The organism is Neptuniibacter sp. QD57_21, assembly GCF_047778075.1.
Taxonomy (GTDB): domain Bacteria; phylum Pseudomonadota; class Gammaproteobacteria; order Pseudomonadales; family Balneatricaceae; genus Neptuniibacter.
The window spans coordinates 3,094,393-3,115,738 of record NZ_CP180549.1 but is presented as its reverse complement, the minus strand read 5'-3'; the positions used below and the strand labels follow the sequence as shown (position 1 = coordinate 3,115,738).

The 21,346-nt window shown below is 43.1% G+C and carries 21 protein-coding genes; 10 read left to right on the top strand and 11 right to left on the bottom strand.

Annotated features, from left to right (window positions below; all coding sequences use genetic code 11):
- The first annotated feature begins 17 nt into the window (after nucleotides 1-17).
- The 3 genes from ACMXYS_RS14120 to ACMXYS_RS14110 all read left to right on the top strand — a co-directional run bounded on the left by ACMXYS_RS14120 (nucleotide 18) and on the right by ACMXYS_RS14110 (nucleotide 4,416).
- Entirely contained in the window at nucleotides 18-722 is a 705-nt protein-coding gene (locus tag ACMXYS_RS14120) for a response regulator transcription factor (protein WP_415896912.1), read from the top strand.
- Nucleotides 719-2,053, top strand: coding sequence for a histidine kinase sensor domain-containing protein (locus ACMXYS_RS14115; RefSeq protein ID WP_415896911.1), 1,335 nt, complete (start codon nucleotides 719-721; stop codon nucleotides 2,051-2,053). The genes ACMXYS_RS14120 and ACMXYS_RS14115 overlap by 4 nt, the downstream gene beginning before the upstream one ends.
- Before the next feature lie 395 nt (nucleotides 2,054-2,448).
- Nucleotides 2,449-4,416, top strand: coding sequence for a TonB-dependent receptor domain-containing protein (locus tag ACMXYS_RS14110; protein ID WP_415896910.1), 1,968 nt, complete (start codon nucleotides 2,449-2,451; stop codon nucleotides 4,414-4,416).
- Between the two features lie 132 nt (nucleotides 4,417-4,548).
- Here ACMXYS_RS14110 and ACMXYS_RS14105 read toward each other — a convergent pair whose 3' ends face one another.
- Nucleotides 4,549-5,172 carry a LysE family translocator gene (locus ACMXYS_RS14105; protein ID WP_415882306.1) on the bottom strand — a complete coding sequence of 208 codons (624 nt, stop codon included), beginning with the start codon at nucleotides 5,170-5,172 and terminating at the stop codon, nucleotides 4,549-4,551.
- A 669-nt stretch (nucleotides 5,173-5,841) separates the two neighbouring features.
- Between ACMXYS_RS14105 and yegD the strand changes: the two genes are divergently transcribed.
- Nucleotides 5,842-7,209, top strand: a complete 1,368-nt coding sequence (gene yegD, locus ACMXYS_RS14100; protein ID WP_415882305.1) for a molecular chaperone — start codon at nucleotides 5,842-5,844, stop codon at nucleotides 7,207-7,209.
- Nucleotides 7,210-7,239: 30 nt separating this feature from the next.
- On the opposite strand, the gene ACMXYS_RS14095 is transcribed toward yegD, so the two are convergent.
- From ACMXYS_RS14095 to ACMXYS_RS14080, 4 genes are all read right to left on the bottom strand, one after another.
- Nucleotides 7,240-7,884, bottom strand: a complete 645-nt coding sequence (locus ACMXYS_RS14095; protein ID WP_415882304.1) for a hypothetical protein — start codon at nucleotides 7,882-7,884, stop codon at nucleotides 7,240-7,242.
- On the bottom strand, nucleotides 7,881-8,378 hold the full coding sequence (locus tag ACMXYS_RS14090; protein WP_415882303.1) for an RNA polymerase sigma factor: 498 nt from the start codon (nucleotides 8,376-8,378) through the stop codon (nucleotides 7,881-7,883). The genes ACMXYS_RS14095 and ACMXYS_RS14090 overlap by 4 nt, the downstream gene beginning before the upstream one ends.
- A 98-nt stretch (nucleotides 8,379-8,476) precedes the next feature.
- Nucleotides 8,477-9,409 carry a DoxX family protein gene (locus ACMXYS_RS14085; protein ID WP_415896909.1) on the bottom strand — a complete coding sequence of 311 codons (933 nt, stop codon included), beginning with the start codon at nucleotides 9,407-9,409 and terminating at the stop codon, nucleotides 8,477-8,479.
- Between the two features lie 382 nt (nucleotides 9,410-9,791).
- A complete protein-coding gene (locus ACMXYS_RS14080; protein WP_415882301.1) occupies nucleotides 9,792-10,550 on the bottom strand; it encodes a substrate-binding periplasmic protein in 759 nt (252 codons plus the stop codon).
- Between the two features lie 267 nt (nucleotides 10,551-10,817).
- Between ACMXYS_RS14080 and ACMXYS_RS14075 the strand changes: the two genes are divergently transcribed.
- Nucleotides 10,818-11,414: a hypothetical protein gene (locus ACMXYS_RS14075; protein ID WP_415882300.1), complete on the top strand. Its 597-nt coding sequence runs from the start codon at nucleotides 10,818-10,820 to the stop codon at nucleotides 11,412-11,414.
- A 95-nt stretch (nucleotides 11,415-11,509) separates the two neighbouring features.
- On the opposite strand, the gene ACMXYS_RS14070 is transcribed toward ACMXYS_RS14075, so the two are convergent.
- From ACMXYS_RS14070 to ACMXYS_RS14050, 5 genes are all read right to left on the bottom strand, one after another.
- The gene (locus ACMXYS_RS14070; RefSeq protein WP_415896908.1) at nucleotides 11,510-12,571 is read right to left on the bottom strand and encodes a DUF3137 domain-containing protein; all 1,062 of its coding nucleotides are present in this window, start codon (nucleotides 12,569-12,571) and stop codon (nucleotides 11,510-11,512) included.
- 128 nt (nucleotides 12,572-12,699) lie between these two features.
- Nucleotides 12,700-13,335 (bottom strand): cation transporter, encoded by a 636-nt coding sequence (locus ACMXYS_RS14065; protein WP_415882298.1) that lies wholly within the window; start codon nucleotides 13,333-13,335, stop codon nucleotides 12,700-12,702.
- A 97-nt stretch (nucleotides 13,336-13,432) separates the two neighbouring features.
- On the bottom strand, nucleotides 13,433-13,879 hold the full coding sequence (gene cadR, locus ACMXYS_RS14060; RefSeq protein ID WP_415882297.1) for a Cd(II)/Pb(II)-responsive transcriptional regulator: 447 nt from the start codon (nucleotides 13,877-13,879) through the stop codon (nucleotides 13,433-13,435).
- 61 nt (nucleotides 13,880-13,940) lie between these two features.
- Entirely contained in the window at nucleotides 13,941-14,687 is a 747-nt protein-coding gene (locus ACMXYS_RS14055) for an EAL domain-containing protein (protein WP_415882296.1), read from the bottom strand.
- Complete coding sequence (locus ACMXYS_RS14050) at nucleotides 14,677-15,165, bottom strand: hypothetical protein (RefSeq protein ID WP_415882295.1); 489 nt, start codon at nucleotides 15,163-15,165, stop codon at nucleotides 14,677-14,679. Before ACMXYS_RS14050 ends, ACMXYS_RS14055 begins: the two co-directional genes overlap by 11 nt.
- A 255-nt stretch (nucleotides 15,166-15,420) precedes the next feature.
- On the opposite strand from ACMXYS_RS14050, the gene ACMXYS_RS14045 reads away from it, so the two are divergent.
- From ACMXYS_RS14045 to ACMXYS_RS14025, 5 genes are all read left to right on the top strand, one after another.
- Nucleotides 15,421-17,091 carry an ATP-binding protein gene (locus ACMXYS_RS14045; protein WP_415882294.1) on the top strand — a complete coding sequence of 557 codons (1,671 nt, stop codon included), beginning with the start codon at nucleotides 15,421-15,423 and terminating at the stop codon, nucleotides 17,089-17,091.
- A gap of 81 nt (nucleotides 17,092-17,172) precedes the next feature.
- Nucleotides 17,173-17,961, top strand: coding sequence for a substrate-binding periplasmic protein (locus ACMXYS_RS14040; RefSeq protein WP_415882293.1), 789 nt, complete (start codon nucleotides 17,173-17,175; stop codon nucleotides 17,959-17,961).
- Between the two features lie 148 nt (nucleotides 17,962-18,109).
- The gene (locus tag ACMXYS_RS14035) at nucleotides 18,110-18,574 is read left to right on the top strand and encodes a DUF302 domain-containing protein (RefSeq protein ID WP_415882292.1); all 465 of its coding nucleotides are present in this window, start codon (nucleotides 18,110-18,112) and stop codon (nucleotides 18,572-18,574) included.
- Between the two features lie 290 nt (nucleotides 18,575-18,864).
- Nucleotides 18,865-19,434 (top strand): TetR/AcrR family transcriptional regulator, encoded by a 570-nt coding sequence (locus ACMXYS_RS14030; RefSeq protein WP_415896907.1) that lies wholly within the window; start codon nucleotides 18,865-18,867, stop codon nucleotides 19,432-19,434.
- 104 nt (nucleotides 19,435-19,538) lie between these two features.
- Entirely contained in the window at nucleotides 19,539-20,480 is a 942-nt protein-coding gene (locus ACMXYS_RS14025; RefSeq protein ID WP_415896906.1) for a DMT family transporter, read from the top strand.
- On the opposite strand, the gene ACMXYS_RS14020 is transcribed toward ACMXYS_RS14025, so the two are convergent.
- The gene (locus ACMXYS_RS14020; RefSeq protein WP_415896905.1) at nucleotides 20,410-21,333 is read right to left on the bottom strand and encodes a LysR family transcriptional regulator; all 924 of its coding nucleotides are present in this window, start codon (nucleotides 21,331-21,333) and stop codon (nucleotides 20,410-20,412) included. The two genes, ACMXYS_RS14025 and ACMXYS_RS14020, sit on opposite strands and share 71 nt — an antisense overlap.
- Between the last annotated feature and the right edge of the window lie 13 nt (nucleotides 21,334-21,346).

Here is a 21,346-nt window from a genome sequence, read left to right as displayed (position 1 = left end):
TTAATCAGGTAGTAACTATGGCTGACGGTGTTGCTTCAACGGCAAAGATCTTAATTATTGAAGATGATCGTACGTTAAATAATCAGATCACCTCGCTCCTAGAAGAGCAGGGTTACGAAACGGATCAACGTTTTGAAGGACGTCAGGGATTGGTTTCCGCATTGAGTAAAACCTATGACCTCATCTTGTTGGATGTACTTTTGCCAGGATTAGATGGCTTTTCACTTTTAAGTAAATTGAGACAAAAGCGCGAAACCCCCGTGATGATGCTGACTGCATGTGGAGCGGAAGAGGAACGTATTACAGGTTATAGCAATGGTGCGGATGATTACCTAGCTAAGCCTTTCAATATTACTGAGCTCTTATTACGTATCGAAGCCATTTTGCGTCGTACGCGATATTTGGTAGAAAGTCAGATCGAGCAAGATGTTATTAAAACACCTTTCTTCCACTTAGACCGGAAACAGAATCGTGTTCATCTTGATGATCTAGAGGTCGTCCTCACCCCTATCGAATTTAAAGTGTTATGGGCGTTAGTAAAACAAAGTGGTGAAGTGCTTAGTAAACCGCACCTTTACCAGTCCGTTCTTAACAAAGAATACAGCCGATACGACCGTAGTTTAGATATGCACGTGAGTCGAATAAGGCGCAAACTTTCACAACGAAGTATTGATGTCTCAGCTTTAGAAACGGTACATGGTGAAGGGTACTGCTTTAAATGAAACGGCGTTTGTTTTGGAAACTTTTCGCTATTCTAGTAGCAGGTACCGTTGCTTTATATGGAGCGATCGATTGGCTTGCAAATCATACCGAGCAACGTATGAGCCTAATCGCCGAAAAGCACCAGCTAGAGATGAAGTCTTGGGCAACTGAAGCCGAGGAAATCTATAAAGCAGGTGAAATGCAGTTACTTGATCAATGGATTGACGATCTGGAAAAGCGTGAGGATACATGGGTTGCAATTGCCGGATCTGATTTGACCTTACTGGCCGGTAACTACATGGATGACTATTACACTGGCAGTCTGCGGCTTGGCCGAAATGTCGAATATATGATCCACCTTTACTATGCCTATAACCCGATTATGGAGCTCCCATTTATTGATGGTCACACGCACTTTTTGGTCCGATTGCCACAACGTATGAGGCCGGGTGGTTTTTTAAAACCTGCTCAATTGTTGTTACAGATTGCTCTGCCTTTTGTGGTTTTGGCATTGGTGTGTTTGATGCTATATCGACACTTGGTAACGCCTATTCAGAAACTGGAAAAAGCGACTCGTCAGTTCAACGAAGGAAATTATGATGCCCGCGTGAGTCAATCACTGGGGGCACGTAATGATGAGTTGGCTTCGTTAGCCAGAACTTTCGATACCATGGCGGAACACACGGGCGGGTTGATCGTTACCCAAAGACAGCTAATTGCTGACCTTTCTCATGAGTTGCGTACACCCATCACACGTATTGAAATGGCGCTTAGCAGTATCAGCGAAAAGAACTGCCAAGAGAATATCGAGCGTATTCAGCGTGAAGTCGCGCAAATGCGTGAAATGACCGAAGATGCTTTGACGCTTGCGTGGATGGATACCGAGAAGCCTCAGATCAAAGGTGAATATCTTGATCTGGTGGACCTGCTAGATAGCATTATCGATGACGCCCGTTTCGAATATCCTGATCGTAAGCTCGTTAGTTGTATGCCTGAGAGCGCGCCACTTGATTCCTCTAGTCACCGAATTCTTGGGCAGTCGATAGAGAATGTTATTCGCAATGCTCTACGCTATACACCTCAGGGTGGAGAGGTCAGTATTCAACTGAGTATTCAGGATGATGAGTACTTACTTACAATCTGTGACCAGGGGCCTGGAGTTCCGGAAGAATCACTCGAAAAAATCTTTCAGCCGTTCTATAGAGTTGAAAAATCACGAGGTGCTGACTCGGGTGGATTTGGGCTTGGGTTGGCATTAGCTAAAAGACAGATTGAGGCCGTTTCTGGCTCAATTAAAGCGTCAAATTTGGTCAGCGGTGGTTTACAGATAAGAATAATATTACCGGTATAAGGGGGGAGTTGGATAAGATAAATTCAACTCGCTTTGTTTCTTCTTTAGCTGCCTGTTTAGCTGATCATTGTGGAGGGGATCTTGGTTTTCTGTGAACACTGGATTCGTCCATATAGAACCTGATTTTCCTCCTTCTCTAAACCTATGGATAACGTAAAGTTCTAGGGATTAATTCCTTTATCTAGTGGAACGATAAACTTACTGATCTTGAAATATTTCACCTGAGAAACCCTTCTGTACGTAACAAATGTAAACGTTGTGACAATTATTTTACAGCTATTGATAATAGATCGTAATTGTAAATGGTTATTATTTGTAGTTATTGTGACGCGCAAAATTTTGGCTATGTTCACTCTCAGCTTTAGTTTGATAAGTTTAATGTAGGTAGGAATTAAATGATTTCACAGAAAAACCAAAGACGAGCTACATTGTCTTTACTGATTGGTTATGCAATATCCAGCCAAACCGCTGCCGCTCAAGACGAGTCTGCGAAAGGTGTTGATCGTCTGGAAACAATTCAAGTAGAGGGTGTGGCTACGGATGTTGGTGAAGATCGACTTGGCCTAGAAGAAATACAACAACTGAACCCGAATGATTTGCAGGACCTATTTAGAAATACACCAAGTGTACAGGTAGGTAGCTCAATTTCTGCGTCACAAAAGGTATATGTCCACGGTATTGAAGAGACAAACCTAGCTGTGACTATCGATGGCGCACGTCAAAATAATAAGCTCTTCCACCATTCAGGCACTAACATCATCGATCCTGAATTGTTGAAAGCTGTAAGTGTTGATGCCGGTGTTGCGCCTGCGGATGCGGGGCCGGGTGCATTAGGCGGGTCTCTTGCTTATGAGACCAAAGATGTCTCCGACTTATTGGAAGATGGCGATAACTTTGGTGGATCTGTTGGCCTTGAATACAATACTAATGGCGATACATTTGATAGACATATCTCGTTATATGGCCGTTCAGGTGGTTTTGAAGTACTCGGTTATGCCAAAAAGGCAAGCGGCAACGACTTTGAAGACGGTAATAATGATGTAGTCGTGGGCTCTGAGTCAGCGTTAAAAACGGGTCTAATTAAAATTGGCTATCTGCATGAAAGTGGTTACCGTACAAAACTATCTTATGAAGCTGTTGAAGATGATGGAAATCGTCCAGGAAGGGCAAATTTCAATAGTGGTGTTTTGTCAGAAAACAACAACCTAGATCGAAAAACGCTAGTGTTCTCGGTTAAAGATGAAACACCTGAAGGTTTAATTAACCCATATATCAAAGTTGCGCGCTCTGAGACTAAACTTGATTGGATACCGACAGGAGCTCCTTATACAACGTTTGGTGAGTACGAAAGTTTAAATGGTGTAATTGCCAATACATTTGTATTGGGAACAGGGACGGTCGATGCCGGTGTAGATTTCTTTGATGATACGAGTAAAGGTATTTTTCCTGGTTGGGCGACTTTTGAGGAAGAAGCACAAAATATAGGTGTGTTCGCTCAGGCGCGACTGACTCCGACAGAGCGCAGCCGTGTATCTTTTGGTGCACGTTTTGATGATCATGAAATCAAAGGTATAGATGGATCAGTTCATGATAGTGATGGTGTTTCCGGTAATATCTCTGGTGAGTATGATCTAACTTCATTTGTTACTCTCAGTGCAGGTTATTCCCATGTATTTGGTGGGGTACAGCTAATGGAGCCATACATTGGTAATCCTAGCTGGGATTACTCTGGTGGTTTTAAAGAATCTGAAGCAGATAACGGCTATGTAGGTCTTAACGTCAATGGCGAGGCTCTAAATGCGTCATTATCCGGTTTAACAGTTGGCGTTAAGCTCTTTAAGACTGATATTGACGATATTCGTGATGAAGAATACGCTGGCGGTCCTGATGTTTACAGTGATGTAGAAACTGACGGTTTTGAATTGACTGGTCGTTATGAATGGCAGTCTGGATCTGTACGTTTAACCTATGTTGATATCGATACAGAAATTAATGGTATCGAAGAATCTACATCTTCATATTATATCGGAACTGCCATTGGCCGATCGCTGAAAGTTGATTTTGTTCAGTCTATTGATAGCGTGAACACAACCTTTGGCGCTGACGTACAGCACTATTACTCGATGGATGGGCATGATGGTACAAATACGATACCAGGGGCTTTTCCTAGCTACACCGTTGCCAATTCATTTGTTGAATACGCTCCTCAGGCAATCAAGAACCTCACGTTACGTGCATCTGTAAATAATATGTTTGATGAAGATTATTCAGATCGTGCATCGTATGGACATGAGTTCGGATCAGATATTACTTTGAATGAGCCGGGTCGCTCGGTTGTGTTGGGTGCCAAGTTTAAATTCTGATGATCATATACCAGTGCAGGGTTGATCTTATAGGAGGCCTGCCGAAAACTGTTTTACGCTTCTAGGACTTATGTCCATCCCTTCTAAGGAAACGTAACCAGACCCCGCCAGCTGAGCTGGTGGGGTTTTTTATTACTTTCCTAAAGCTAACCACAAACCAACCAAAATCATTAGGCTTCCGGCGATTCGATTCATAAGGCGAACGTTGTTGCGTTCCATTAAAAGGTGCTTTAGTAGTTTACCGCCACTGGCGTAGATAAGCAGGCAAATGAATTCAAGTAAAAGAATCAAAGCAACCAGTATGGCTAATTGCGGCGCCATAGGTAGATCGGCATCAATGAAGGGAGGCAAAAGGGTGACAAAAAATGCCCAGCCCTTTGGATTCGCAACGGCAGTAAGAAAACCATTTGTTGCTAGCTGTAATCCTGAAACTTCTTGTTTTTGTTCACCAGGCTCGGTAATGACTAGCTTGCCTCTAGAACAAAACATCTCATAACCTAGCCAACAAAGGTAAGCGCCACCGCCCCACTTTAGAATAGTGAACACTTCTGGGTAGTTCAGCATTATTGCCGCGACACCTAAAGCTGCGGACGCGGCCACCAAACCAACTCCAATTAACTCTCCCCACATCATATGCAAGCTACGTTTGACGCCAATAGAGATACCTAGACTCAATGCCAAGGTCATACACATTCCGGGTGTAATGGAGACAAAAAAGAAGGTCGGAATAAACAGGGACAAAAGTGTGAGTGACATCAGAAAAGCAATACCCGTTGTTATGGACAAATTTAATATAGCGAGGAGTTTATGCTGTGCAAAATCAATTAGTAAGAAAAAAAATTTTTACGGTGTAAAAAACAACCAGATTTTTATATCCCCGCAACAATGGGCTTTGAGAGGGATACGCAGAATTAACTAACAGTTTTATCCACAGCTTGCGTGGATGGATTTTTTTACTGTTAGGGCTTGACTGGTTGATTTTTATACAGGATTTTTGAGTAAGAAAAAATTTTACAAAAATGTTGATATTACCGATCGCTTTGATCCTTATTCTACAAGGTTGAAATATGATCAATTCTCTACAGGCTAATAATCATGGGCTTTATGGAGGATGTCCATAATTAGTTAACAAGCTTATCCACAGTTTGTGGGGAGAAACTAGTAATCGGCTTTATCAACGATAAGCGCTCTATTTTTGGAAGTTTGTTCACAAGTGTATTGGGCGTGTTATGTAAGTACCTACTCTCTTCTTGCCCTTTGTAGCTTAAGGTTATCCAAAGGCTGGAAAGTTAAAAAACGATTGTTATTTTCTTACAAGTGGCATGCTTAACTTGAGGATTATTTATAGAGGAATTTGGTGCTTATCAAGGGCGTTAAAAAGTGTTATTTTGCGCGCCCTTTTTCTGAAGAAATAAGATCGAAAGCATGATTGCTGGTTTTGATTACGGTAGTTCAAATTGTGCCATGGGCGTTCTGAAAGCAGATAATAGTGTGCAGTTATTGTCACTTTATCAGCAGCAGAAATATGTACCTTCTACTCTATATGCACTCTCTCGCGAATTAATCTGCGAGGGTGTTGCGCGTCAAATTAGTAATCCTAAGATTCGTGATACTTATCTAAAAGAGAGAAGTCTCCAATTAAGGCAGGCGTCTGCGTCTCGTTTGTCTCTAGGCGTTTTATCTGATGAGCAGACTCTCTTTATTGGCGAGGAAGCAATTGAACAATATATCGATCTGCCAGAAGAAGGCTATTTTGTTAAATCTCCAAAATCCTTTTTAGGCGCGAGTGGCTTACAAACCCAGCATTTGGCATTTTTTGAAGATGTCGTCACAGCCATGATGTTCCAGATAAAGCAGGCGGCAGAAAAATCACTGGGTGATTCGATCACCCAAACGGTAATAGGGCGTCCGGTTAACTTCCAAGGTAGTGGAGGGGAAGAGGCTAATCAGCAGGCTTGTCGTATATTGAAATGTGCTGCTGAGAGAGCTGGTTTTGTCGACGTTGAGCTTCTGTATGAGCCCTTAGCAGCCGGAATTGATTTTGAAGCGGGGTTAGAGGAAGACAAAGTCGTTTTAGTTGTCGATGTCGGTGGTGGTACCAGTGACTGTTCTATTGTCAAAATGGGCCCGAGCTATCGCGATAAGCCAGAACGTTCAGCTGACTTCCTTGGTCATAGTGGTGCTAGGGTAGGGGGAAATGACCTTGATATTCACCTAGCTTACTACGGATTAACGCCAGTTCTAGGCATGGGAGGGAAATTGAAAAATGGGTTACCTATTCCCTCTCAGTCCTACTGGAATGCCGTATCTGTAAATGACATTCCCTCGCAGGTCGAATTCAATAGCTTAGCTTCGATCGAAATGATGGAGCAAATGCAGCGTGATGCAGCGGAGCCTGAAAAAGTAGCGCGCTTAATTCAGCTGCAAGAACAGAAACAAAGCTATCAGTTAGTGCGTAGTGCTGAGCTGGCAAAGATCTCTTTGTCTGATCAGGAGCAAGTTATTTCGGATCTAAGCTACCTTGATAAGGAATTGTCTCAGTCAATCAGTCGTGAAGTGTATGAGTCGGCAATAGAGCGCCCAGTATCTAAGATTGTAGATCTGATGAGTGAAGTGATTAAACAAGCCGGCTGCACACCTGAGCTGGTTTATGTGACAGGCGGTACGACAAAATCGCCTGCTGTCCGGCAGGCAATTGCATCTTTATTGGGTGATATAGACGTTGTCGATGGCGATCACTTTGGTAGCGTGACAGCTGGGCTTACACGCTGGGCAGAGAAGCTTTACCGCTAAACCAATGCGCTAAAGCATAATGGGTGTGGTTTATTCTGTGGTGTGTGCAATACCCAGTAATAAGCCGCCTTCTTGCCAGAGAGTAACAGCTGTTCCTTGGTTGTTAATAATATTCTGAGTATCAACCTGTTCTAGGGTTAGGCCCTCTGGATATTCTGCTTGGTAGAAAGTGTAGATCTGATTGTTCTCAATGTTGCGCACCTTCAACTGAGCAGCAATTTCACCATTAATTGAACAGTAGCTACCGCCAATCAACTGCCACATATCTTTTCCAAGTTTGCTTGATGAAATCAGTTTAAAGCTTAGCTGGGTTAGCTGTTGTCCAAGTTCATCTATAGAAGATGTGTATATAGAAATTTCGCTTGGCTGTTCATGATGGCCCGCAATTTCATTCACAATACTTGGGCCTGATATAGGCATAGGCATCAAACTGACAACCATAAAAATGCAGGCTAAAGCCAACGTCGGAACCATTAATTGCGGCAGTCTAAACCATGTTTTGCATTGATCAAACCAGCTAATTTTGGCTTTCGGGGTTTCAACATTTATATCCGCTTGGTTGCTAAGCTCTTCTTGCATAGACAGAAGTTGAGCTAACTTGTCTTCACTTAAGGACTGATCTTGGTAGTGCGCTTTAAGAGCTGATTTTAAGTTTTTAGGTGCGGTTGATTTCATTGCATCGCCTCCTTTGGAACCCATTGCTCTTCGGTTAGCTCTAGTTGGACTCGCTTTTTTAATCGGTGCATTTTGGATAGCAAGGTGCCTCGCGGCACTCCCTGTATCTCAGCTATTTCTGTCATGCTGTACTCTTCTATTGCCCATAGATAGAGTAATTCGCTTTCTTCTGCGCTTAGTAGCTTTAATAGCTGTTCAACATCACGTTGTTGGATAAATAAGGTTTCCAAAGAGTCTGATGATGTTTGGTTTATCTTTTCTACTGCATCAGGTAAATCAGATAAAGAAAGCAGTTTGTTATCCCCACGGCATTGATCAATAAAAGCGTTACGAATGCTACGCTTTATATAGGCTTCAGGTTCCTTTATTTGTGCAGAGTTAGTGCGTAGAAATTTCTCTACGCACTGCTGGAGCAGGTCATATGCCTGATCCTCATTTCGAGTCAGGGATAAAGCATAGCGATAAAGTTGGTTGAGCCTATTTTTGTCTAGCATTTATAAGTCGTACCGTGGCTGCCCAAACATAAAGTGTGGGCAGCCTAATCAGATAATTATGGGCTAAGCCATTTGGAACACTAATTATCTGAAGAGTTTCATTCGGTAGCGGTTATTTTTGCCTCCGATGGTCTCTTAAACGAATTTTTGAGGCGTGTGATCAAATCATTTAGGGCAAAACGTTCGCCACCACTGAAACGAATCAAGACAACCCCAGCAGCAAGAAAAGCAAATTCGCGTTTAAAGCTATTTAGGTTAGCGATTAGGCTTTTATCAAAATTAAGCTTATAGCCCATATACCAGAGCATAATAGCTACGGTTACTGCACCTGCTGTTCTAACTAATATCGGTGGTGCAAATAGAATAATTAGGCCCGCAAGTAACAGTAGAGGTTGCCACGTAGCAAAGGTAGGGACTTTTGCGAACGCGCCGAAGCTACCACTGACTAAAAACATGATGCCAATCGAGAGGCGGAGCAGTAACCCTAGGGCATCCCAACTGATGCCGTAATCATGCTGTCTATGTAAAACGTCAAGGCTATAACGACCTGGGCCCAGATTAAAAAGCACAAACATCATACCGGAAAGCGCGATATCTCTGATCTGTACAAACATGGCCGGGGAGGTATAGGTTTTTACCGCAATCTCAGTGTCAGGCACCGTCATGACGGGTAATGAGAATACAAAGCTCCAAAGCAGGAAAGCATAAATAAGTGCTAGAGGTCTCACTAAAAAACCAACGACTAAGGCGATACCAGAGATAAGCTCAAAAGCTGAAAGTGAGGTCAGAAAGAGAGATGGAGTTAATAGCTCGCCTAAGAAACCCGTAAACAGATATTGTTGAAAAAGCTCATTAATATAGCCTGTTGATCCCATGTAATTAGCAACGATGGCATCATGTTTAGTGCTGGAAAGTAACTGGCTGAGTTTAGATACGCCGCCAATAATAAAAAGAATACCGAGACCTAAGCGTAAATATAGAGCTGCTTCATCGTAGTCTCTTTGTCGATTGTGAGTAAGGGTATTATTCATCTATATAAGCCTTGCAGATAAAAAAAATGCCCCGCTGAGCTTTTCCAAGTTGAACAACAAAACTGGGGTGTAAGCATGTTGTTTGCTTTGAAGTGACAGGTGCTCTTGGGGCGTTAAGGTGTAGCTGCCTTTAAAGACGAACCAGTAGGTGTTTTGATTGCACGATTTTGAAAATTAATTATGAAAAAGATGCAAAAAAGGGTGGGTTTTCTGAATTAAGGTGTTGATTTAAAGGGTAATAACTGAAAGCTTAATTCACAAGGTTAAAAAATAAACAAGCCGCTATAAGCCTTTATTCATGGGCTTTTTAACGGTTGTCCAAAATTAATATACACGCTTATCCACAGAAAACTGGGGTAAGTTTTATTTTAAGTAGATAGTGCTATTCAACTGCAAAAGGGGAAATTAATTTAAGTGCATTTCCTTCAAAGTCTTCTTCGCGAAGTTGTTTTAAAGCTTGATCAAACTCATCCTTCCGTAGTGCCCAACGAGAATTTGAAGATAGGCCAATAAATAGATCGACCCTGTTTCCAGGTTTAAAAACTGCTTTATCTATTTGAGGCGTTAAACCTCGTGAAGCAAGCTCATAATCTGCTTGGCAGTCGGTGCCGATAAAACTATCAATTCTTCCCTCTAACAATAGGTTGGGAAGCACAGCTTCTTGAGTCACATTTTTTTTATAGATATCTGTATCTTGATCAAATTCTGTGTAATAAGCAGAGCCACCCACCATGCCAATGGTCATCGCATGCATATCTCTATGTTTGCTGATGCGGCGAGACTTACCATGAGGAAGATAGAGTTGGGTACTGCAACTGTAGTAGTGAGGGTAAGCGTAGGTAATGTATTCAGCTCTTTCTTCGCGCCATGCTAAACCGCTCATCGCGTCGATCTGACCATTTTTCATCATCCGCAAGCAACGTTTCCATGGACAGCGTAAGTAGTGGACCTTAAAGCCTATTCGTTCAGACAGCTTTTTCCATAACTCGTGGTCAATACCAGTTACGGTTTCAGGCGTCACGAAGCGGAACGGAGGCCAAGAATCAGCGCCAACAACTAATGTATCGGCATCTGCTTTAGCGGTATTAATGCAAAAAAGAGCCGTTAGCACTAGTGTGTAGATGAAAGGGCGTCGTAACAACGGAATACCTCTATAAGACAGCAGAAAATACGTTTATCTCTTCACTATAGTCAAAAACGTGTTGGATAGGTCGATGAGCTTATTGTGAGTAGACAGGTGTTGATCTTGTGAACAGATAACTGCACACTAGGACAAAAGGATTTTTAATAAGTTAAGTGTTCAAAGGAATGGGCATGAAAACCACACCTATACAATCCAAAGTGGATTGTATCTTTTTCTGTTTAGCTTTGTTTAGCACGTCACCGTTTTATAGGGAGGCGTGTTGAAATGCTAACGAGTCTTCACTTCCAAGATACCATTGGTGTAATAGTCTTAACTGCGTTGGTAAGCTACCTCTTTTTTGATGGCTTTCTAAATGTGACCTGCAAAGGCTTTTATACCCGCTTATTTTTTCATTCTAATAACATAGCGATCATGTCATTACTGGCTACTTTAGGTTTTTCAGACCTATTGGGGTTAGTTGCCGCAGAGACTATGGGTGTCATGGGGTTTTACCTACTTTTACTTTCTGTATTACCCATTTTTATCGCTATTGTTTACGCCTTTACCTTAGAGCCACCATCGCTGCATCTACTTTATGAACGTTGCCGGCAAGAGATTAATTATCTTAACTGGGGAGTGAAATTGGAGATGGTGATTATTCTATCTGCAACCCTGTGTTTGGCATCAGGCCTATCTCAAGTGGAGACGTTTCGTGATTGGTTTGGCTACTTTAGCCTGGGGCATATGTTAGTTACTTATCTGGGGTTATTGGGTATTGTTGCTTTTGTAGTACAGGCCTTTTTCAATCAAGTGATGTTGATAGTTCGCTCTACCCTAGCAGTAAGTTTTTTCTATCCGGTTATCCACGTGATGTCTTTGTAGATGACTGTGCAGTTGTAGCGAAGGATTAAAAAGCCCTTTTTGAATTTAATAAAAAGGGCTTTTTTCTGCTGATAGGAATGCAGGATTGAAGAAGGTTAAGCGCCGCTAGCCTCTAGTGCGATAACCGTCAGTTCTTCAATCATTTCGATCTCCTGTAGCATCGGATAAAGCACTGTTTCTTCACATATGTCGCCATGAAGGTTAGGCGCCATAAATAGATCTTTTGGGCGGTGTAGTAGCATGACACACTGGCTACCAAACAGGCTCATCTCAGTTGCAGCCACGTCTAACTTATCCGTAAAGCTTTTGTAATTTTGCAAGAAGTCCGGTGTCAGGATCTGTTTAGCATAAGCTTCATCTTCAGCGTAAATATGAAAATCCTTGCCAAAGGGATTGTTGTCTAACGTGATACGCTGATCTTTATCCATAGGCTTCTGCTGGAAAAAGCTAAGCACTTTTCCCCAATTTGCTTGTAGGATCACACGAGAAGAGAAGGTTTTTGGCAGCGTCATATTCAGGATCACCCCTTTAAATTCGGTGCTCTTCCTTGTATTTCCTTTAGCGTCAGTTTTCATTCGGCTTAACTGGCACTCTACCATTTCTACAGCTACAGCCCCAATCTCTGTACGGAGGTAATCCTCTTGTATGGTCAAATCTTCTTGATGTGGTGGCAGTATGCGGCTATCGCGCACTGAATCCAGCAGTATGATTCCGTGACGCTCATAATGAAAACCGTCTAAATGATCGAGGATTTTTGGCAGTAAATTTTCAGCAAAATGATGATTGAAGTCTTGTTTGAATTTAGCTGCTTGAAGCCCTGAAATTATTAGCGGGATGATCGCTAAGAAGAGGCCGCCCCCAATAAATATCACAATAGAAATGACTGCACAGGCTAGGGACGTGATAAAACCAATTAGCAAACGACGGTCACATGCTTTTTTGGCTTTTTCTCGCTCTTCAAGCAGCTCTGCCCATTCAGGAGCGCAGGCCCGCTTTAGCGCTTCGAACTGTTCTGGAGCTACATCAAACTTCAGTTGCGCAGGCTTTTTACGAAAAATTCGGTAGACGATAAAATCAACAATCGTATCGAGCAATGCGTCAGTTGCGGTATCGAGGCGCTTTTGGCGGCTATTGGGTTGGTAAGATGGAGCGTTCACACAGAGCCTACTATTATTCAGACAATTATAGAGATCTGAGCATAACAACGCTTTTTACGGATTTAAACTGACTAGGTTTGTAGGGATATAAACACTAGTCAGTGTAGAGCTTAGTTTCTTTTGAAACTTTAGGAGCAGGATTCCCTAGGTAGAGTATTTAATTCCTGCCTTGCTTGTTTTATTACACTTATGCCAGCGCTGGTGGCTAATAGGCCCATGATGGTTGCTACTAAAAGATCTGGCCATGCTTGCCCACTACCTAATACACCCGCAGCAGCGATCATCACTGCAACATTGCCAATGGCATCATTTCGACTACATAGCCATACAGATCGCATATCAGCATCGCCACTGCGGAATGTATAAAGCATGATAGCGACAGTTACATTCGCTACTAATGCTAGTAAGCCAATAATGCCCATAGTGACTGGTTCTGGAGTTTGGCCATTAAACGCATCCCATAGTACTTTTAGCAAAACGGCTATGCCAAACAGTAGCATGGTTGATCCTTTGATCAGGGCTGCTCTGGATCGCCATAACATACCCATAGAAAGAACGGACAGTGAGATGGCATAGTTTGCGGAATCGCCTAAAAAGTCGATCGCGTCAGCGAGTAGAGATGCTGAAGAAGCATTAAAGCCCGCGATTATTTCGATGATAAACATGCTAGCGTTTATCCATAGAGCGATCCATAAGGCTCTTCGAAAGCGGCCATCTTCTAATGCACTTTTAGAATGGTTAGCGTTACAACAACTGTCGGCCATTGTTTTTTTCCTCAAAACGACATTGTCAAAAATAGTTCTAAGGTTATTAAAAAGCCTGTAGTCACTACAGGGTCAAGTGCGTTACTGAAGGTCTACCTTAATGCCCATGTAGACCGTTAATATGAGTATCTGATTCTGGGTCAGTATGGGGTTTATCCGAAGAGAGGCCTTCAAGGATCCCGCAGTGCTCTATATCACTCTCAGAATTACAACGTTGTCGTAAATTACGTAGATCTTGTTCTAAAGATGTGAGTGCCTGAATACGTTTAACAACGTGCTCAATATGACTATCTACCAGCTCATTAATATCTTGGCAGCTTTCACTGGGGTGATCCTTGAGCTCTAACAGGGTACGGATTTCATTGAGGCTCATATCTAAACTGCGGCAGTTACGGATAAATAGAATACGGTTTCGATGTTGTTCGTTATAAATTCGGTAATTGCCCTCGGAACGATAGGGGGAAGGAATTAATCCCTCCTTTTCCCAATAGCGAATCGTTTCTATGGGACATTCTGTTTGTTTAGCTAGTTGGCCGATTTTCATAAAGTTATCCTCAAACTCTAAAGTAATTATAGACTTTGCAGAGGTGAGTGAAAGTATTTACCTAAGGGGTAACGTCAGTTGTATGGTCGCAGACTAAGTATCGATGTTCTGATGGAGTGGAGTAGAGGTAGCCTTGAATTAAATCGACACCGGCCCAGCGTACAAAGTCAGATTGGAGTTGGGTTTCAACGCCTTCAGCCACGATGATGCAGCCTTTCGATGAGCACAGCTTAATTATTTGATGATAAAAGCTGGCCGCCCAGAGGTCTGTTGGTACATCGTTTAGCAGCTTTACGTCTAACTTAATAATGTCGAAGGGGGCTTGTAAAAGCCGCTGTAAATTGGAATATCCCGCGCCAAAGTCATCCATGGCGATACTAAATTCATGTTGCTTTAGAAAAGAGACACGACGCGACACAAGCTCATCACTGATGTCGTGCTCGCAAATTTCTAACACTAATCGCTGTTTCTGTTTCTCATCTAGATTTAAAAGAACGTCTTGCCAGAGTTTTTGAAAAAGTTGATCGCAGGCAATCAGAGGTCCTGCAAGATTAATCCAAATACTAGATTCATCCTGAAACTGAGCGTCCAATGCGTCTTTTATCTGCTGACTGGTCATTTTTACAAGTAGCTCGGTATTGCGATATAGATAGGGGATAAGTTCTCGCATGGGTATTTTCGCGCCCGAATCTAAGAAGAAGCCTCTACATAGGATTTCTCTGCCGTAGCCATTATCTAACCCTGCAGTAAAAAGCTCCTGTGAATACCAAACAAGGTGGGCGTCGCGACCACTATAGTTAAACAGCATAAGTCGCCTCGTCGGTATCTAGGCAAGAATAGATAGAGTCTTCATCTTTTAGGCGTTGGCTAATTTCCTGCAGAAAACTCTGAATGTTCAGGTTATTTTCCATATTGATCAGACGATTACCTTTGGTCAGTTTTAGATGATGAATGTAATCGCTGGTGTTATGGCATGTCTGTTGTAACTTCTTGTAACTCTGAGTAAGGGCTAGCTTTTGTTTAGCGCTTAATTCGCTACCTTGTAAGGTTGGTACCAGAAAGCAGGTTTCTAGATCGAGATGAATGACGACCCCTTTTATCAACTTTTTTAGTGCCTTATCGAGTTGTAACAAATGACAAAAATCGCGTGACAGTAATCGTTGAATAGTGGCGATTTCTTCTTCGAGTTGTTTGTGTTGTGTTAACAACACTGCACTCCACTGGGTATTGTTATGTCCTTTGAGTAAGGCATTAGCGATGGAGTGGTTGGTACTAGCTAGGCGCATATTGATGGTCTCCTGCCAGAATTTTCATACTTGTGACCTTTACCTAATAAGCCAATGAAGAAAAATAATAGGTCACAGAACCAATAAGATGTAATTTGAATGCATCTTATTGTTTTTAAAATGTATGTCAAATGTATTTTATGTGCCCTTCTAAGGCCTGCTGTTTAAATCTAGATAGTTATAGAGGGAATTTGGTGAATAGGCGGTTCCTTAACTATTCTGAATTGAGTTATCCCATTTGTATTCACTGTGGTTATGTCTGAGAAAACGCCATCCATAGAAGCGCTAGAGAAGAAGATTCGCGAGTTAGAAGAAGAGAACGAGATTCTCTCTGACTTTGCTGGATTATCTTCTGAGTGGTTTTGGGAGCAGGATGCGTCTTTCAGGTTTGTGCGATTTTGGGGCATGTTGACGGAGAAGCTACAGCGTAAACAGAGCTTATTTATCGGTAAGCGACGGTGGGAAATGCCTATCCAAGGGTTAACCGCTGAAGAGATACAGGCACATATCGATTGCTACGAACAGCACCTACCTTTCCGTGATTTTGAATATGAAGTACCAGGTAACGATGGTGCTATTCAACATTATTCCGTCAGTGGTAAACCAGCTTATGACCGAGAGGGCAATTTCACCGGTTATCGTGGCGTAGGCCGTAATTTAACTCTTCTGCATAATGCCCAGAAGGCAGTTCGTGCAAGCCAGCAACAACTCTCGCAAATCTTACAGGGCAGCCCAATTGCCACCTTTGTTATCGATAAAGAGCATAAGGTGACCCATTGGAATAAAGCCTGCGAAGCACTGACCGGTGTGCCTGCCAACGAAGCGATTGGTCGTGATGATAGTTGGCGTGGTTTCTATGCTGAATCAAGGCCGACTATGGCTGACCTTGTTGTGGATAATGCCCCCGTTGCCAAAATACGGGAGTATTACGATTACCACTTTGCTGTGTCTAGCTTGATTAGCGGTGCCTGTGAGGCGGAGGATTTGTTTCCCAATATTGGCCCTTCAGGGCATTGGTTGCACTTTAATGCTTCGCCGCTTTTAGATACAGAAGGTAATACGGTTGGTGCCATTGAGACCTTGCAAGACATAACTGACCGAGTTAAAGCTCAGCAAGCGGAAAAAGACCACCATCTCAAGTTAAAACGTGCGCATGAGGAGTTACAGTCAACTTTGCAGCAGTTGGTCGAGGCTAAAAAACTGGCAGGGCTTGGACGATTAGTTTCTGGTGTAGCGCATGAACTGAACTCTCCTTTAGGAAACATTTTGCTGGGATTAACAACTGCGCAAAATAATTTAGAAGAGATTCAACAGTCTTTTGAATGTAAAAACCTGAGTCAGTCACAATTGAGCCAATACCTAGAAACTGCAGCTGAATCGATAGCGTTGATGGATCATAACCTTAATCGAAGTATTAACCTGATCAATCGCTTTAAAGAGCTTTCAAGTGATACCAAAACAAAAATCACGAGTAATTTCTCACTACAGGAGGTCGCATTAGGTGTATTTGGGGCCTATCAGCACAGGTGTGCTGAACGACAAATTGACTTAGTAACTGCTGTTCCCTCGAATCTCATGATTTGTAGTAATGAAGAGGCGCTTGAACAGATATTAGTTAGTCTTCTGGAAAACAGTTTGAACCATGCTCAGCTAGGCGAAGGTAGTCGAATTGAACTTACAGTGACTAACGTAAAATCGGGTATCGAAATAGGTTTTTCTGACAATGGTAAAGGGATGAATGAGAAAGCAAAAGAGCATGCGTTTGATCCATTTTTCTCATCAAAAATGGGGCATGGTACGTCGGGATTAGGTCTGTATAGGGTCTACAATCTGGTTTCTGTTGTATTGGGGGGGAGTATTAACCTGTATAACAATGAGCCGGGGTTGCTAGTGAAAATAACGTTGCCTGATTTGTCTAGCGTGTGAATGAGCATATGCGGCTGAGTACCTGAGTTAAGTGTCTATACTTACCATTGCTCCTTAATTTAATAAGAATAAATTGAGCCTATGCGTAACTGTAACTTACTTATTTGGACGAAGGATTTAGCGCAACTAAAAGTGCGTATTTTGCGCTTGTTAGTAATTGGTTGTGCTTTAGTTTTTAGCTATCAAGTTGCAGCACAACCTGATTTAAAAGTGATTACTGAAGATTGGGCACCATACAACTATGAAGAAGGCTCTGAGTTAAAAGGATTCTCAATCGAAATAGTCCAAGCGGTTATGAATGAGTTGGGAGAACAATATCCTATATCCATCTATCCAGGTGCCCGAGGTGACCGGATGTTGGAAACCTTACCTAATGTGATGTACTTCTCTTTGTTTCGGACACCTGAAAGGGAAGATAAGTTTAAGTGGATCGGTCCTATATCCCAAGAGGCCATCTATTTTTATAAACGTAAAGATAATCTGCAAACCTACAAAACAATTGATGACATAAAGCAAGCGAATAACATCACTGTTCCTTACAAAGGGTTGGTCGCAAATAAGGTGGATGAGCTGGGTATTACCAATGTAATAAAGCTTTCTGCAAGAGATCGCCAATTCAGCCTGTTGTTTTCAAACAGAGCGGAGCTTGCGGTTAATACCAGCCCCTTAGGCGTAGCTTATTATCTGAAACAGATTGATAAACCTGTGGACTCGTTGGTAGCTACAGGCGTAAAACTACTCGAATTTCCTCTCTATATTGCTTGCTCCAAAGAGATCCCAGATAGTGTGATCGAACGTTGGCAGGCGGCTCTGGAAAAAGTGAAAGCATCCGAGAAGTACGAACAAATTTACAGCAAATACTTAATGTAAAAGTTACCTATTACCTCCCGAATAATTTGCCTCCCGTTGTAAATCAGGCCCATATTAAATAGCAAAACCCTGTATATCACCTAAATTGAATTAATTGTGATCTTGCTTGTCCGAGCTAAGCAATTAGATATTTTGAATAGGGAGATAAATGATGGGAAAAATCACAGGTACGGTAGCGGGTACAGTTGCTCTTGGCGTTGCAATGAGTGCTTCAGTTCAAGCTGGAGATGGCATGATCAATGTGAAAAGCCAGCACAGCGTGGTTCAAACGGCAGATAAGTTAGAAACCGTTTTGAATGATAAAGGTATGACCGTCTTTGCCCGTATCGACCATAGTGCGGGTGCTGAGAAAATTGGTAAGCAACTACGAGATACTCAACTGGTTCTATTTGGCAATCCAAAGGTGGGCACGCCATTGATGCTCTGTGCACAAAGTGTTGCGATCGACCTGCCGCAGAAAGCACTGATCTGGGAAGATGCTGAAGGCACTGTTTGGTTAAGCTATAACGATCCAGCTCACTTAGCTAAGCGCCATAATATTCAAGGGTGCGAGGAAGTACTAAACAAAGTGTCGGGCGCTTTGGGTAAGTTTGCGAAGGCGGCAACGCAGTAAAGATAGGACGCCACTACGTGGCTAGAGGACGGCTTCGCCTAGAGGACGCTGCTACGTGGCTAGAGGACGGCTTCGCCTAGAGGACGCTGCTACGCAGCTAGAGAAAAAGAAAGGCTGCTTGCGCCTAGAAAGCTCCATATCATGGCTTTAGAGCAATGATCTACAGTCGTTGTCTTTCCAGCGAAGGCTGGAATCTATGGTTCGTAATAAGCTGTAGTTATCCGTAAGCTTGAAATTACTTTCTGTACCTACTAGTATGTTTGTTACTTAAATATTGAGCACACTAAGTTATGGCAGCTACACGCGAGTTATTGATTGATACCATGAAGCAACTGCTTTGGGAGCGGGGCTATGATGCTACTAGTCCTAATCAGGTGTTAGAGCGTAGTGGTGTGGGTAAAGGTAGTTTCTACCACCATTTTAAAGGCAAGAAGGATCTGGCGATTGCTGCGATGGAATCCCGAACAGATGACCTGATAGCCGAGTTTGATCAGATCATTGCGCAAACGGATGGGGATTGGTTAGCTCAAGTCAGTGCTTATTTAAGATTGCCACGACATGCGTTGAAGGGCTGTCGTATGGGGCGGATCGTTCAAGATCCATCGGTTGAAGATGAACAGCTGTTAGCACCTTTGGAGCGTTATTTCTCCACAATGCATAAACGCTTCACTGCGATTTATAGCGAGGCGCAATCATCCGGTGCATTAGTAAAGATCCATAAGCCGAAAGCTTTGGCTAAATTAACCTTGAGTGTCTTACAGGGCGGCTTTGTTTTAGGACGAGCGGTGCAGCAAGATGATACGGTGGGTGATGTTTGCGAGAGTTTCTTAGACATGTTGGCAGCACTGAAAACGAACTAAAAAAATTGTTGAGAACAGCCTGTTTAGTTACAGGCTTTTTTTGAAATACAGATTGTACCTACTGGTATGTACAGGGCTTCTATAGGCATAGTGAGGGAGAGAATATGAAAATGTATCTGAATCAGAACATCTTACTGATGCTGCTATTTATAGCGGTGTATGGCTCTGGATTTGTTGGGGCAAAGCTTGGCTTAGGTTATAGCGAACCGTTTACCTTTTTAGCTGTACGTTTTGCGATTGCGGGTGGCTTGCTTGCATTGGGAGCGGTATTGCTTAGCGCACCTTGGCCGAAAAATCCTGGGTGGATTTTGGTAACTGGAATCTTAATGCAGGGGCTATTTTCGGTAGGCGTATTTTACGCACTCTATTTGGGTATGAAGCCTGCCGTATGTGCCTTGATTATTGCGTTGCAGCCATTGTTAGTCACTGTACTAGCCGGACCATATCTGAAAGAGCAAGTAACAGGCTGGCGTTGGCTTGGCCTGTTGATCGGCATCAGTGGTGTAGCGGTTGTAGTCGCTGATGGGCTAGCGGTAGAAGGGATTAGTTGGACGACCCTAGTCTGGGCTCTGCTTGGACTATTGGGGTTATCGCTAGGGCAGTTAATTCAGAAAAAGCACTGTGCTGATATGCACTTGATCAGCGGTGGGGCATTGCAGGTATTAGGTACGGTCCCCGTGATGCTGTTGTTAGCGTTTCAATTTGAAACGATGCAGATGCAGTGGCATCTTGATCTAGTTTTGGCCATCTTCTGGATGGCGGTTGGCGTATCCTTAGGGGCAGTGAGCTTACTCTATATCTTGATTAATCGAAACAGTGCATCCCAGGTTGCCAGCGTGTTTTATGGTATACCGGTCGCTGCAGCACTAATCGCATGGCCTCTATTTGAACAAGTACCCACCATGGCCGACTGGGGCGGTTTTGCGGTGGTGGTCGTCGGTATTTTAGTTGCCAATATCAGGTTGAAAGAGACGATTACTCATGAAAACGTTGCGAATGAAACGCGCAGCAATGCTTCTCATAAGCTTCCGCTAGAAGCTCAATAAAGGCACTGATCTTACGGGGCACGTAGCGAATATTGGGGTAGATCGCATAAATGCCGACATCGCGGTAAACCCATTCCTGTAATACTGGGACAAGTTCGCCGCGGGCAACCTCGTCACGGACGAGGAAGACAGGCATAAATGCAATCCCAGTACCGGCAATCGCGGATTCTCTTAAGGTAACAAGAGAGCTTGCCTGAAAACGGCCATTTACTTTAATACGATCGGGCTGGCCTTTTACTGTGATTGGCCAGTCATGGGGGCCGGTTTCTTGATACTTAAACTGCAGGCAGTTGTGCTCATCCAGATCGGTCACCTTTTTAGGCGTACCGTGTTCTTTTAAATACTCTGGCGAAGCATAAGCGTACCAACGGGATTGCACTAAAAGACGGGCACGAAGGGTCGAATCAGATAAAGTACCGGTACGAATAGCTAGATCAAAACCGTTTGATATCAGATCTTGAAAGCTATCCTTAATCACCATCTCCACCTTCATCTCTGGATAGCGTTTTAGATACTCATCGACGACGGCAGGAAGGAAGAACTGACCCGAGATCATCGGTGCAGCAATACGTAAAAGGCCCTGAGGTTGCTCAGCATGTTGAGACACTGCTTGCTCGGCTAGCGCTACACCACTCTCTAACTGCTGGCAGTGATGATAGAACTCTTCACCCGCTTCTGTAAGGTTCAGCTTTCGCGTAGTGCGGATCAGCAACTGCACGCCTAAATGCTTCTCCAGCCGCGAAATATGTTTGCTCACTACAGAGCTCGCTACACCTCTTTGTTCCGCTACCGCGCGGAAAGACTTGAGTTTCACCACTTGGGCGAACAGCAGCATATCATCCAGATTATTCATATCGGTTTTATTA

Excerpts from the sequence above, each read along its gene's own strand:
- ACMXYS_RS14120 (WP_415896912.1), top strand. The coding sequence starts at position 18 with ATGGCTGACGGTGTTGCTTCAACGGCAAAGATCTTAATTATTGAAGAT.
- ACMXYS_RS14115 (WP_415896911.1), top strand. The coding sequence starts at position 719 with ATGAAACGGCGTTTGTTTTGGAAACTTTTCGCTATTCTAGTAGCAGGT.
- ACMXYS_RS14110 (WP_415896910.1), top strand. The coding sequence starts at position 2,449 with ATGATTTCACAGAAAAACCAAAGACGAGCTACATTGTCTTTACTGATT.
- ACMXYS_RS14105 (WP_415882306.1), bottom strand. The coding sequence starts at position 5,172 with ATGTCACTCACACTTTTGTCCCTGTTTATTCCGACCTTCTTTTTTGTC.
- yegD (WP_415882305.1), top strand. The coding sequence starts at position 5,842 with ATGATTGCTGGTTTTGATTACGGTAGTTCAAATTGTGCCATGGGCGTT.
- ACMXYS_RS14095 (WP_415882304.1), bottom strand. The coding sequence starts at position 7,884 with ATGAAATCAACCGCACCTAAAAACTTAAAATCAGCTCTTAAAGCGCAC.
- ACMXYS_RS14090 (WP_415882303.1), bottom strand. The coding sequence starts at position 8,378 with ATGCTAGACAAAAATAGGCTCAACCAACTTTATCGCTATGCTTTATCC.
- ACMXYS_RS14085 (WP_415896909.1), bottom strand. The coding sequence starts at position 9,409 with ATGAATAATACCCTTACTCACAATCGACAAAGAGACTACGATGAAGCA.
- ACMXYS_RS14075 (WP_415882300.1), top strand. The coding sequence starts at position 10,818 with ATGCTAACGAGTCTTCACTTCCAAGATACCATTGGTGTAATAGTCTTA.
- ACMXYS_RS14065 (WP_415882298.1), bottom strand. The coding sequence starts at position 13,335 with ATGGCCGACAGTTGTTGTAACGCTAACCATTCTAAAAGTGCATTAGAA.
- cadR (WP_415882297.1), bottom strand. The coding sequence starts at position 13,879 with ATGAAAATCGGCCAACTAGCTAAACAAACAGAATGTCCCATAGAAACG.
- ACMXYS_RS14055 (WP_415882296.1), bottom strand. The coding sequence starts at position 14,687 with ATGCTGTTTAACTATAGTGGTCGCGACGCCCACCTTGTTTGGTATTCA.
- ACMXYS_RS14050 (WP_415882295.1), bottom strand. The coding sequence starts at position 15,165 with ATGCGCCTAGCTAGTACCAACCACTCCATCGCTAATGCCTTACTCAAA.
- ACMXYS_RS14045 (WP_415882294.1), top strand. The coding sequence starts at position 15,421 with ATGTCTGAGAAAACGCCATCCATAGAAGCGCTAGAGAAGAAGATTCGC.
- ACMXYS_RS14040 (WP_415882293.1), top strand. The coding sequence starts at position 17,173 with ATGCGTAACTGTAACTTACTTATTTGGACGAAGGATTTAGCGCAACTA.
- ACMXYS_RS14035 (WP_415882292.1), top strand. The coding sequence starts at position 18,110 with ATGATGGGAAAAATCACAGGTACGGTAGCGGGTACAGTTGCTCTTGGC.
- ACMXYS_RS14030 (WP_415896907.1), top strand. The coding sequence starts at position 18,865 with ATGGCAGCTACACGCGAGTTATTGATTGATACCATGAAGCAACTGCTT.
- ACMXYS_RS14025 (WP_415896906.1), top strand. The coding sequence starts at position 19,539 with ATGAAAATGTATCTGAATCAGAACATCTTACTGATGCTGCTATTTATA.
- ACMXYS_RS14020 (WP_415896905.1), bottom strand. The coding sequence starts at position 21,333 with ATGAATAATCTGGATGATATGCTGCTGTTCGCCCAAGTGGTGAAACTC.